Annotated in this window: 8 protein-coding genes; 3 read left to right on the top strand and 5 right to left on the bottom strand. The window is 64.1% G+C overall.

Going from position 1 to position 11,999, the window contains the following annotated elements:
* Positions 1-96 precede the first annotated feature (96 nt).
* Positions 97-2,709 carry a M14 family metallopeptidase gene (locus D0T11_RS06100; RefSeq protein WP_119654913.1) on the top strand — a complete coding sequence of 871 codons (2,613 nt, stop codon included), beginning with the start codon at positions 97-99 and terminating at the stop codon, positions 2,707-2,709.
* Positions 2,710-2,817: 108 nt separating this feature from the next.
* On the opposite strand, the gene D0T11_RS06095 is transcribed toward D0T11_RS06100, so the two are convergent.
* The 3 genes from D0T11_RS06095 to D0T11_RS06085 form a co-directional block, all read right to left on the bottom strand.
* The gene (locus D0T11_RS06095) at positions 2,818-3,135 is read right to left on the bottom strand and encodes a hypothetical protein (protein WP_119654886.1); all 318 of its coding nucleotides are present in this window, start codon (positions 3,133-3,135) and stop codon (positions 2,818-2,820) included.
* Positions 3,136-3,225: 90 nt separating this feature from the next.
* Positions 3,226-4,452: an S-adenosylmethionine:tRNA ribosyltransferase-isomerase gene (locus tag D0T11_RS06090; protein ID WP_119654885.1), complete on the bottom strand. Its 1,227-nt coding sequence runs from the start codon at positions 4,450-4,452 to the stop codon at positions 3,226-3,228.
* Between the two features lie 134 nt (positions 4,453-4,586).
* Positions 4,587-5,360, bottom strand: a complete 774-nt coding sequence (locus D0T11_RS06085) for a class I SAM-dependent methyltransferase (protein ID WP_245990625.1) — start codon at positions 5,358-5,360, stop codon at positions 4,587-4,589.
* 226 nt (positions 5,361-5,586) lie between these two features.
* Here D0T11_RS06085 and D0T11_RS22445 point away from each other — a divergent pair, with 226 nt between their 5' ends.
* Positions 5,587-6,171 (top strand): hypothetical protein, encoded by a 585-nt coding sequence (locus D0T11_RS22445; RefSeq protein ID WP_182888268.1) that lies wholly within the window; start codon positions 5,587-5,589, stop codon positions 6,169-6,171.
* Between the two features lie 212 nt (positions 6,172-6,383).
* Entirely contained in the window at positions 6,384-7,136 is a 753-nt protein-coding gene (locus D0T11_RS06070; protein ID WP_119654882.1) for a hypothetical protein, read from the top strand.
* 72 nt (positions 7,137-7,208) lie between these two features.
* On the opposite strand, the gene priA is transcribed toward D0T11_RS06070, so the two are convergent.
* Together priA and D0T11_RS06060 are read right to left on the bottom strand one after the other, a co-directional pair.
* Positions 7,209-9,755, bottom strand: coding sequence for a replication restart helicase PriA (gene priA / locus D0T11_RS06065; protein WP_119654911.1), 2,547 nt, complete (start codon positions 9,753-9,755; stop codon positions 7,209-7,211).
* A gap of 165 nt (positions 9,756-9,920) precedes the next feature.
* A complete protein-coding gene (locus tag D0T11_RS06060; RefSeq protein ID WP_119654881.1) occupies positions 9,921-11,951 on the bottom strand; it encodes a thioredoxin domain-containing protein in 2,031 nt (676 codons plus the stop codon).
* Positions 11,952-11,999: the final 48 nt, after the last annotated feature.

Below are 11,999 nucleotides of genomic sequence, written 5' to 3'. Positions count from 1 at the left end.
GCCACGGTTGCGTCCTTGGCCTGCTCAAATATGCTTTCTTTGAGGCAGAAAGTCTGCCTGCCCCTTCCGCCCCGACTACCTTACTCCTCTTTATTGGTGAAAAACGTTCTCCTCCGGGCACTGTGCCCCCTGTTGTGCTGGCTGCTGATTTGCTTCGGGGTGGCGGCCCAAACGCCGGCTGCCGGCCCGCTGCTCACGCCGGAGCAGTTTCTGGGCTACCAGCTGGGCACCCGCTTCACGCCCCACGCCGAGCTGCTGCGCTACGTGGCGCACGTGGTGCAGCACAGCCCCGGCCGGATGCAGCAGCAGCGCTACGGCCGCACCTACGAGAACCGGCCCCTGGAGCTGGTGTACGTGGCCACGCCCGAAAACCTGAGCCACCTCGACGACATCCGGCGCAACAACCTGCGCCTGGCGGGCCTGGAAACCGGTGCGGCGGCCACCAAGGCCCCGGCCGTGGTCTGGCTCAGCTACAACGTGCACGGCAACGAGGCCGTGTCGTCGGAGGCCGTGATGCAGGTGCTCTACGACCTGGCCAACCCCGCCGCCGCCGCCGTGCAGGCCTACCTGAAAAACCTGGTGGTGATTATCGACCCCTGCGTGAACCCCGACGGGCGCGACCGGTACGCGCAGTGGTACAACCGGGTGGCCAACCAGCAGCCTAACGCCTCGCCCCTGAGCTGGGAGCACCACGAGCCCTGGCCCGGCGGCCGCTACAACCACTACTACTTCGACCTGAACCGCGACTGGGCCTGGCAAACCCAGCAGGAAAGCCGCCAGCGCATCACGGTGTATAATCAGTGGCTGCCCCAGGTGCACGCCGACTTCCACGAGATGAGCCCCCAGGCCCCGTACTACTTCTCGCCGGCCGCCAAGCCCTTCCACGCCGACCTCACCGACTGGCAGCGCAAGTTCCAGAACGTCATCGGCGACTACAACCGGAAGGTGTTCGACCAGCACAACTGGCTCTACTTCACCCGCGAAACCTACGACCTGTTCGCGCCCTTCTACGGCGACACTTGGCCCGCATTCAACGGGGCCATTGGCGTCACCTACGAGCAGGGCGGGGGCGGGTCGGCCGGCCTGAGCTACGTGAAAACCGACGGCGACACGCTCACCCTGGCCCAGCGCATCGAGCACCACCGCGCCACCAGCCTGGCCACGTTGCAAGCCGCCTCCGACCGCCACCAGGAGCTGATCCGGGAGTTCCAGAAGTTCTATACCGACGCCCGCACCAAGCCCCGGGGCGAGTACAAATCCTACGTGCTGGCCGGCTCCGCCGACCCCGGCCAGGTGCGCGCCCTCACCCAGTACCTCGACCGCCAGCAGATCCGCTACGGCTTTGCCAGCAAGCGCAGCCGCCAGCCGGGCTACAGCTACGCCACCGGCCAGCAGCAAACCGTTCAGATCGAGCCCCAGGATGTGGTCATCAGCATGTATCAGCCCAAATCCACGCTGGTGAAGGTGCTCTTCGAGCCCCAGGCCCAGCTGGAAGACTCCCTGACCTACGACCTCACCGCCTGGTCGTTGCCCTACGCCTTTGGGCTGAACGGCTACGCTTTGAAAAACCAGTTGTCAGTTGTTGGTGGTCAGTTGTCAGTTGTTGGTGGTCAGTTGTCAGTTGTCAGTTCGGGAAGCAAGAACGAACCATCAACTAACAACCGACAACTGACAACTAACGCAACTCCCTACGCCTACCTGGCCCGCTGGAACAGCCTCCAGGACGTGCGTTTTCTGAGCGGCCTCATGCAGCAGGGCGTGAAGCTGCGGGTGGCCGATGAGCCCTTCGAAACCGAGGACCAGCAGTACCAGCGCGGCACGCTCATCATTCCGCGCACCGGCAACGAGCGCCTGGGCGCGCGTTTCGACCAGCTGGTGCGCGCCCAGGCCGATTCGGCGGGCGTCACGGTGCAGGCCGTGCAGTCGGGCCTCTCCACCACCGGCGGCGACCTGGGCTCCCGCTCGGTGCGGCCCCTGAAAATGCCCACCGTGGCCGTGCTGGCCGGTCCGGGAATCGATGCCACCGCCTTCGGTGAAGTCTGGCACTTCTTTGAGCAGCAGGTGGGCTACCCCGTCACGGTGCTGGGCACCGACTACTTCAGCAGCGTGCCGCTCAGCAAGTTTGATGTGCTGATTCTGCCCGACGGCCGCTACGACGACGTGCTGACCGACAAAGCCCTGGCCAGCGTGAAAACCTGGGTGCGCGGCGGCGGCCGCCTCATTGCCCTGGAAGGTGCGTCGCGCTTCCTGGCCGGCAACAAGGATTTCCTGCTCAAAACCAAAGCCACCGACAGCACCGCCACCAGCAAGAAAAAGGCCCCTTACGCGGCGCTGCGCCGCTACGCCGATGCCGAGCGCGAGGGCATTGCCGAGCGGGTGCAGGGCAGCGTGTTCCGGGTGCAACTCGATAACACCCACCCGCTGGCTTTCGGCTACGGCACTACTTACTTCGCCCTGCTGCGCGACGTGCCCAACTACCAGTTCCTGCCCAAGGGCGGCTGGAACGTGGGCGTGCTCAAGAAGGACAGCTACGCGGCCGGTTTCGCCGGCCGCAACACCCAGCGCGGCCTCACCGACAGCTTCGTGCTGGGCACCCAGGACCTGGGCCGGGGCCAGGTCATCTACCTGGCCGATAATCCCCTGTTCCGGGCGTTCTGGCAGGGGGGCAAGCTGCTGTTCGGCAACGCCGTGTTTATCGTGGGCCAGTAGAACAACTGATTCTGCCAAACAAAAACAGCGGGCCACTGGGCCGCTGTTTTTGTTTGACTTCTGATGTAAGGTGGCAGGGCTGGCCGATGAAAACCGGCGGGGCAACGGTTAATCTACGATGTCCTCGGCCTTGTTTTTCACGGCTTTAGCGCCTTTTTTCACGGCCCACCCCGTTTTTTTGGCCCCTGTCTCCACGGCGTTGCCCGTTTTGCGGGCCACGCGCTTCGTGCCCCGTTTCGTATCGTGCACTACTTCACCCGCCTCGGTGCGGCCAGTGCGTGATTCCACCTTCACGGTGCCATTGTCGCGCTCCGTTACGGTAGTTTTGGCCCCGGTAGTGTTGTCGCGGGTGGTGGTTTTAACTTCCTGGGCGAAGGCGGCCGTTGAGAAAGCCAGAACGGCGGCCAATAGGAGGGTCTTTTTCATGGTTCAGCATCAAAGGGGAAGGAAAATTCTGAAGCCCTATACGGAAAGTCCCTAAGCGTGGCCGCCCGAAAGAGAAAAGGCCCGTTGTGGCTACGGCAGCAGCAGCGAAGAGTCGCCGTAGCTCAGGAAGCGGTAGTGGTGGGCCAGGGCGTGGTCGTACACCCGCCGCCAGTCGGCCCCGATGAGGGCGGCCACCAGCAGCAGCAGGGTGCTTTCGGGCTGGTGGAAGTTGGTGATGAGGCCCTGCACCAGCCGGAACCGGTAGCCGGGCGCAATCAGCAGTTGGGTGGTAGCGTGCAGGGTGTCGGAGCCGGTGAGCTCCAGTTGGGCCAGCAGGGCCGCCAGGGCCGCCGCCGCCGGCACTTCGGTCTGGGGCTCGTAGGGCTGCCACTGGCCCACGTGCCAGGCGGGGGCCAGGGCCGGCCGCTGCACCAGGCCCGCGCCCAGCCAATACAGGCTTTCCAGGGTGCGCAGGCTGGTTGTGCCCACCGGAATGATCGGGCCGCCTTCGCGCAAATGAGCCAACAGGCGGGAAAGCGTTTCGGCCGTCACGCTGATGGGCTCACCGTGCATGGGGTGGTCGGACATCTGGCGGGCTTTCACGGGTTGAAACGTGCCCGCACCCACGTGCAGGGTTACGCGGGCAGCGGCGGTGCGGCGCTCGGCCAGTTCGGCCAGCACTGCTTCCGAGAAGTGCAACCCGGCCGTAGGGGCAGCCACCGCGCCCTCCTGCGACGCATATACCGTCTGGTAGCGGATGGCGTCCACGTCGGTATCGGCGCGGTTGAGGTAGGGAGGCAGCGGCAGGTGGCCGGCCCCGCGCAGCACCTCGGCAAACGGCAGCCCGTCCGGCGCCCAGCTGAAGGCAATCAGGGCGTAGCCCTCGTGCTGCTCTACGCGCTTGGCCCGGAGCACGGCGGGCTGGCCCTGGGCCTCAAACTCCACCGTTACGGGGCCGTCCTTCCAGCGGCGGCCATTACCCACCAGGCATTTCCAGACGCAGGCCTGCGTTTGCTGCATGGCCGGCTCAATAGCGCGGTGCGGACTCACCGGCTCCAGGCAAAACAGCTCTACCAGACCCCCGGTAGGCCGCCGGGCAAACAGGCGGGCCCGCACCACTTTGGTATCGTTGAACACCAGCAGGCTGTCGGCCGGCAGCAAGCCCGGCAGCTCCAGAAACGTGCGGTCTTCGATAATGCCCCGCTCGCATACCAGCAGCCGCGACTGGTCGCGGCTGGGCAAGGGCTCCGGGGCAATGCGGTCGGCGGGTAGCTCGTAGGTGAAATCGTGAATGGAAAGCTGGCGCGGGTCGGACATGGGTTTTTAGCTACAAGCTGCAAGCGATACGCCGCAAGCTCTTTCCGGTTAATCGTAGCTCAGAAAGCAGAGTGGTATGAGCAGGGTGCTGCTTGACAATACGGGCCGCCTGAAGCTGGCGGCTTCCAGCTGTGCTATTGCTGAAAAAACAGCAAATGTTGCTGGGGCAGGGTTTCGACGGAGTCGGTAAGGCGCAGGCCCACGGCGGCCAGTTCGCGGCGAACCTGGGCAATGCTCATTTTGTGAATGCGCTTGATGGGCACGCTGACATCCTCGGCGCGGTATTCTACCAGCGCCACGCGGCCGGTGGGCGTGAGGGAGTGCCGGATGGCGCGCATCATTTCCCGGGGATGGTCGAATTCGTGATAGGCATCCACGATCAAAACCAGATCAACGCCGTGGGCGGGCAAATTCGGGTTCGAGGTGGTCCCGCGCACGGGTACCACGTTGCCGATGCGCTCCTGGTCGCGGGTGGCGCGCAGGGCCGCTAGCATTTCGGGCTGAATATCGACGGCCAGCACCTTGCCCTGGGGCACCAGCGGACTGATGCGGAACGTAAAAAAGCCCGTTCCCGCGCCAATATCCGCCACCACGTCGGTGGGCTTGAGCTGCAACTCGCGCAGCAGGGTTTCGGTGCCTTCCTCGGCCGACCGGTCGGAGCGGTCGAGCCAGGCGGCCCCCTCGTGGCCCATCACGTGGGCAATCTGGCGGCCGAAGTAGTACTTCCCGATGCCGTTCAGGTCCTGGGGCGTGCGGCGCTCATAGCCGCTCGTGTCGGGCAGGGGTTGGCGGCGCTGCTCGGCGAACTGGGCAGCCTTGCCCTCGGCGAGGGGCTGGGTACAGGCAGTGGGACCGAGCAGCAGCCCGGCCGCGCCAATCCGCAACAGCGGCTTACTAAAACTCATCATAGGCACGGGTGCAAATAAACGGCGCAGTTCTAACATTCGTGCGGGCGGAAGCGTTCGGCTCCGCTCGCGTGCCCGGAAAACGGCACGGCTAAGTGCTTGCCCAACCGACAGTAAAGCCAAAGATGCGGTAGCAGAACGATGATTTAGCGGGTTTCCGGTCGCCGTTTTCTAATTTGGCGCGTACAATCCGCGTTTGCTCAATCCTTCACTTCACTCTTCCTCGCTTATGAAACACCTGTCCGGACTCCTGAACAAGCTCACGGCCGTGGCGGCCGTAGCCATAGCTCTAACGAGCTGCAACCGCGCTGAGTATGCCATGCTGCCCAAAACGGGCTCGGCCTACCACGGCACCCAGCGTGCCGTTATCGTGTCGCCCGCTCCGGCCCCCGCAGCCTCAGTGGCCGCTTCCGAGGTGTTCGTGGGTGCCGATGAGGTGGCCGCAGCCCCGGTAGCCGCCCCCGCCCCGGTGGTGGTAGTGGCCCGCCCCGCGCCGGCATCGGCCCCGGTGGCCGCTACCGCTCCTGCCGCCAAGTCTGCCAAGTCTGTCAAGCTGAACTTCATGCAGAAGGCGCTGGTGCAGAAAATCGTGAAGAAGGCCGACAAAATGAGCGCCAAGGTGCAGGTGAAAGCCAAGTCGGAAACGGCTGCTACCACCGCGAGTATTAGTGGCAACCTGCGCACGGGCATTATCCTGTTGCTGGTGGGGGCGCTGGTTACGCTGCTGCCGGGCAGCATCTTCAGCCTGATTGGCGGCATTATCGCTATCATCGGTCTGATCTTTATCATCCTCTGGCTGCTCGACGCGGTATAGGCGCTCCGTCGCCCGTTAGCGCAGAAGCCCCGGTTGCCAGTTGGCAGCCGGGGCTTTTTGGTGTGGATAGCTTGCCCGGGCATGAGCTTCAGCAGTAGACCGGTGTAGCAGCCAACGGAATTTTTCTTCCATCTTTAAGAGCAACTCCAGTGCCCCGCCGGCAGTCGGTTGCTACTAACTATGTATTCCCCACTTCAGGGTTTTAGCTAGCTATGAAACCACGCTTGCTCCAGGGGCTGCTGGCCATGCTGCTCCTCACCGGATGCCAGAGTACACACTTGCCAGCGGTGCTGCCCCAAACCAGCGCATACGGTCCGTCCAGGCAGTTGCCGGCGGATACAGCGCCCCTCTGGCATGCCCCAACTCCTGAGCCAGTGCTGTCTGCCGCGCTGGTCGACCCTGCCCCGGAGGCAACGGCAGGCACCGGCGCCCACCGGCCATCGGCCCTGCCTGCCGCCGCGCCGCTTCCCGTCTGGGCAGTTCCCCGTTCAGTGGCCCCCGATACTGTGCTGGACCGGCTGCTGCGGCCGGAGGTAAAGCTACCCGCTGATCCGCTCACGACTACTGTGAACGTGGTGGGCGCAGTGGCGACCGTCGGCGGCATTGTGTACGCGACCGTCGGTGCAAACAATGAATTCGGGGGCTACTCGGCCGCTGCGCAAGTGTTGTTCGGACTGGCATTGCTGGCCGTGGGAATCCCGCTGCTGTTTTTCCAGGGTAAAAACGGCCGGGGAAGGCTGCGCCGGGAAGCGCGGGAGAAAAATGTTGCCCCCATAGCGGTGCTGGCCGCAAGAGCGGAGGGCGGCAATGAGCCACTCAGAAAGACGGGCCTGGGGATGGCCCTTGCGGGCGGCGTGTTGCTGCTGCTGGGCTTACTGGGCGGAACCTACGGCCTCATTCTCGCGGGTTTCATTGCCGTGCCGCTGGTTGTGGTCGGGGTCATCTTGCTGGTGGCGGGTTCGTGAAGCCCGCCGCCGGGTCGCCCGTTCCTGGCGGGCCTTGGCTGGTTCAGGGCCGGCACGCAACGGCTCCTACCCCTACATCGGGTCCACGTCGGCGGCCAGTCGTACCTGCTTGAACTCCTTCTGGTCGCGAATTACGTCCAGGGCGGCCATGAGGTCGGCTTTGGCGGCTTTGAGCACGGTGTGCTCGCGGCTGAGCTTGATGGTGATTTCCTGGAGGTAGAAGTTGCGGATGCGGAAGATATAGGGCGCTTCCGGCCCCAGCACGGCCTCGCGGCCCAGCCGGTCTACCAACTCCTGGGTCAGCAGCCGGGCCGCCCGCTCGCCCACCGTCACGTCCACGTGCTTCACGGTGAGGCGGATAATGCGCATAAACGGCGGGTAGCCATGCTCCCGGCGCTGGGTGATTTCGTACTCGTAGAACTCCAGGTAGTCGTTGCGGATCACCTTGTCGAAGATGACCTGCTCGGGGTCGCCGGTCTGGATGATGACCTTGCCCTTCTTGCCTTTGCGGCCCGCCCGTCCGCTCACCTGCACAAACATCTGGAAGGCCCGCTCGTGCGCCCGGAAATCGGGGTAGTGAATGATGGAGTCGGCGTTGATGATGCCCACCAGGCTCACGTTGGCGAAGTCGAGGCCCTTGGTTACCATCTGGGTGCCCACCAGCACGTTGGTTTTCTGCTGCTCGAAATCGGAAATAATCTGCTGATACGAGTTCTTGGCCCGCGTCGTGTCCAGGTCCATGCGCTGCACGTTGGCCTGGGGCAGCATTACCTTCAGGTCGTCCTCGATTTTCTCGGTGCCGAAGCCCACCGTTTTCACGTTGCGCGAGCCGCAGGCGGGGCACTGGGCCGGCATCCGGTCGTGGTGGCCGCAGTAGTGGCAGCGCAGCTCGTGGGCCTGCTTGTGGTAGCTCAGGCTCACGGCGCAGTTGGTGCACTTGGGTATCCAGCCGCAGTCGAGGCAGTTGATGAACGGAGCGTAGCCGCGGCGGTTCTGGAACAGAATCACCTGCTCCTGCTGAGCCAGCTTGCTTTCCATTTCCGCCATCAGCTCGGGCGTAAAGTGGTTGAGCATCGTTTTCTGCTCCCGACTTTTACGGGTGTCCACGAGCACAATTTCGGGCAGACCGGCCTCGCCAAAGCGTTTGGTCAGGCTCACGAGGCCGTAGCGCCCGGCGCGGGCCTGGTAGTAGGTTTCCACGGCCGGCGTGGCCGAGCCGAGCAGGGTTTTGCTGCCCTGGAAGTGGGCCATCATCAGGGCCACCTCGCGGGCGTTGTAGCGCGGGGCGGGGTCGTACTGCTTGTAGCTGCTCTCGTGCTCCTCGTCTACAATCGTGAGGGCGAGGTTATCGAAGGGCAGAAACACGGCCGAGCGCACGCCCACCACCACCTGAAACCGCCCCGACAGTACCCCATTCCACACTTCTACCCGCTCGTTGTCGGAGAACTTGGAGTGGTACACACCCAGCCGGGAGCCGAACACGCGCATGAGCCGGGTCACAATCTGGGCCGTGAGGGCAATTTCGGGCAGCAGGTAGAGCACCTGCCCGCCGCCATCCAGCGCCTGCTTGATGAGGTCGATGTAGATTTCCGTCTTGCCCGCGCCCGTTACGCCGTGCAGCAGCACAATGTCTTTGGTCTGAAACTCGCGCATTACTGCGTCGCGGGCTTCTACCTGCGTATCACTCAGCGTGAAGTGCATGTTGGCCTGGGCATCGTCTTCATCCAGCGGGAAGCGCGACACAATCTGGTCGAACTGCTCCAGGATGCCGTTTTTGATGAGCGTGTTCACTGCCGAGGGCGAGAGGTGGGGTGCCGAAGTCAGCGCCGCCTTGTCCATGCCGCGGTGGTTGGCGTGCTCGCTCTGGTACACCGGTACGCGCTGGAGGTAGCGCATCACCACATCCAGCTGCTTGGCCCGGCTGGCCAGCTGCCCGAACAGCTGCTCAATGGCCGCCTCCGACACGTAGTGGTGGGCCAAACGTACCTTCTTCACCACCTTGGGTGCAAATTTATCTTTGAGGTGCTCGAACAGGAACACCACATCCTTCTGCATCAGGGACTTGATGTACTTGTGGAAGGAGGCAATGCCCAGCAGCTCGCCCACCTCCGTGAACGTCATCGACTTGCCTTCCTCGCCGGTGCTCAGCGCGTCCACTACCTTCTGCTCCTGGTCGCCGAGGGGATAGGGGTGGTTGTCGGGCTCGAAGGCCGGGTGGAGCTGCACGCGGCTCTCGGAGCTGAGCTTGAGGGCCGAGGGCAGGGCCGCATTAATTACCTCGCCCAGGGTGCAGAGGTAGTAGTCGGCCATCCAGCGGAAGAGCTTGAGCTGGGGCTGGGTGACCACGGGCGCGTCGTCGATGAACTCCAGAATGTACTTGGCCTGGTAGAGCGTGGGCGGCGTTTCGTGCACGGCGGCCACAATACAGCTCAGCGTTTTCTTGGCCCCGAACTGCACAATCACGCGCCCGCCCACCACCACCTGGTCGTTGAGCTCGAAGGGGACGCGGTAGGTGTAGAGGCGGGGTAGCGGCAGGGGCAGAATCACGTCGGCAAACAGCGTGACGCGGTCGGCCGCCGCTTCCGGCTGGGGCTGCACAAAGTCGAAGGAAAGGCTCAAGAACGGCGAAGGCAAAGGGTAGAAAGGCCCGCAGGTGCCGGCAATAGCGGAATAACCCAACTACCCGGCCCGGGCTCCGAAGCCGGTGAACGGCTCCGGTACGATTAGTAAAGATACACCGCCCGCCGCCGTCAGGGAAGGCTCCCGGGTAAATTCGGGCGGCCTTTAGCGTTGGCGTAGCTGGGCCAGTGCCTCGGTCACCGAATGCACCGGCTGCTGGCAGGCGCGGTTAAAACAGACATACATGGTGGTGCGTCCGTTCCGGGTTTCCCGGTTGCGTAGCAGCGGCAGCAGGCTGGTGGCCTGAGTGCCAGCCAGAACCGTGTTGGGTAAAAAATAGCGGCTCAGCTCCCGCCGGAACTCCTCCGCCCCGGGCCCGACGATGGCAATTTCGGCCGTGGGTTGGAGCAGGGCCGCGTACAGGCTGGCCCAGTGGGCAAAGCTGGCCGGCTGCTGAACCACCAGGGCCTGCATTTGCCGTAGCATGTCGGTGGCCAGGGCAGTGTAATCGGCATCTTCCAGGTGCAGCCCCAGCCGGTGCAGGTTGTGGGCCATCACGGAATTGGACGCCGGAAGAACGTTGTCGGTCAGCTCCTTAGGGCGGGCAATGAGCACTTCACCGTTATCGGCCGTGTAAAAAAACTGCTGCTCGATGGGGTCGAAGAAGTGGGAGAGGACGGACGTAGTCAGGTGCTGGGCCTCGTACAGCCATTCTTCGGCGAAGGTGGCTTCGTACAGGCTGATAAAGGCCTGAATGAGCAGGGCGTAATCTTCGAGAAAAGCCGGGATGGTGGCCCGGCCGTTCTTGTAACTGCGGTGGAGCCGGCCATCGACCACCAGCCTGGTCCGCAGGAATTCGGCGCAGCTCCGGGCCAGCGCCAGAAAGCGGGGTTCCGCGAAGGCACGGTAGGCGTCCAGCAGGCCCTGCACGGTGAGGGCGTTCCAGCTGGTCAGGATTTTGTCGTCGAGGGCGGGGCGGGGGCGGGTGGCCCGGGCGGCCAGCAGCCGGTTGCGCCAGCCGTGCACCAGCGTGGCTACTACCTCGGGCGTCAGGTCGTGGGCCTGGGCAAACTCCGCGTCCGACTGGCGGCGGTGCAGGATATTGGCACCGTGCTCCCAGTTGCCCAGGGCGGTGCAGCGGTAGTAAGCGGTGGCCAGGGCTTCTTCGTCGCCGAGCACGGCCTGCAACTCCTCCCGCGTCCAGCGGTAGAACTGGCCTTCCACGCCCTCACTATCGGCATCCAGGGCGGAATAGAAGCCGCCTTCCGGGCTGAGCAGCTCGCGTTCCAGGAAATCCACGGTGCCGTACACTACCTCCCGGTACAGCGGGTCGGCAGTGGTCTGGAAGGCTTCGGCATAGAGGCTCAGCAGTTGGCCGTTGTCGTAGAGCATCTTCTCGAAGTGGGGTACCAGCCAGTCGGCATCGGTGGAGTAGCGGGCAAAGCCGCCGCCCACCTGGTCGTAGAGGCCGCCCCAGGCCATTTCGCGCAGCGTCAGCCCGAGCTGATCCAATAGTTCTGGGCTGCCGGTCAGGACCTGGGCGCGCAAGAGGAACTGCCAGGCAACGGGCAGCGGAAACTTTGGAGAACGGTCGAATCCGCCTTTCTGGCGGTCGAATTTCGCGGCCAGATTTTCCGTCAGCTCCGCGAACCGGGCCGCCGACAGACCTTCCGCTGAAGCCGGCACCCGGTATTTTTCCAGGGCGCTGATTTGCAGTGCCTGGGCAAACTGCTCGGCCGACGCGTCCAGCTCGGTGCGGTGTTCCCCGGCATAGCCCGGCCCGATGCTGGTGAGCAGCTGCAACCAGTTGCGGGGCGGGAAGTAGGTGCCGCCGTAAAAGGGCTTGGCTTCGGGCGTCAGAAACACGTTCAGAGGCCAGCCGCCCTGTAATCCCATCGCGTGCAGGGCTTCCATGTACACCTGGTCCACGTCGGGCCGCTCCTCCCGGTCCACTTTCACGCACACGAAATGGGCGTTCATCAAGGCCGCTATCTGCGGATTCTCGAACGATTCGCGTTCCATCACGTGGCACCAGTGGCAGGCGGCGTACCCAATGCTCACCAGCAGCGGCTTCTGCTCGGCACGGGCACGCGCCAGGGCCTCCTCGCCCCACGGATACCACTCTACCGGGTTGTGGGCGTGCTGGAGCAGGTAGGGGCTGGATTCGTGTTGCAGGCGGTTGGCGGGAGCAGACATACTGGCGGAACAAGCGGGGAAGGAAGGGGTTAAAAAGAAAACCCGGCC

The organism is Hymenobacter rubripertinctus (assembly GCF_003583925.1).
GTDB classification, from domain to species: domain Bacteria; phylum Bacteroidota; class Bacteroidia; order Cytophagales; family Hymenobacteraceae; genus Hymenobacter; species Hymenobacter rubripertinctus.
This window is presented reverse-complemented; position numbering and strand designations above follow the sequence as displayed.

Coding starts and splice junctions, on each gene's coding strand:
- D0T11_RS06085 (WP_245990625.1), bottom strand. CDS start 5,360: ATGATGAGTTTTAGTAAGCCGCTGTTGCGGATTGGCGCGGCCGGGCTG.
- D0T11_RS06070 (WP_119654882.1), top strand. CDS start 6,384: ATGAAACCACGCTTGCTCCAGGGGCTGCTGGCCATGCTGCTCCTCACC.
- D0T11_RS06090 (WP_119654885.1), bottom strand. CDS start 4,452: ATGTCCGACCCGCGCCAGCTTTCCATTCACGATTTCACCTACGAGCTA.
- D0T11_RS06095 (WP_119654886.1), bottom strand. CDS start 3,135: ATGAAAAAGACCCTCCTATTGGCCGCCGTTCTGGCTTTCTCAACGGCC.
- D0T11_RS22445 (WP_182888268.1), top strand. CDS start 5,587: ATGAAACACCTGTCCGGACTCCTGAACAAGCTCACGGCCGTGGCGGCC.
- D0T11_RS06060 (WP_119654881.1), bottom strand. CDS start 11,951: ATGTCTGCTCCCGCCAACCGCCTGCAACACGAATCCAGCCCCTACCTG.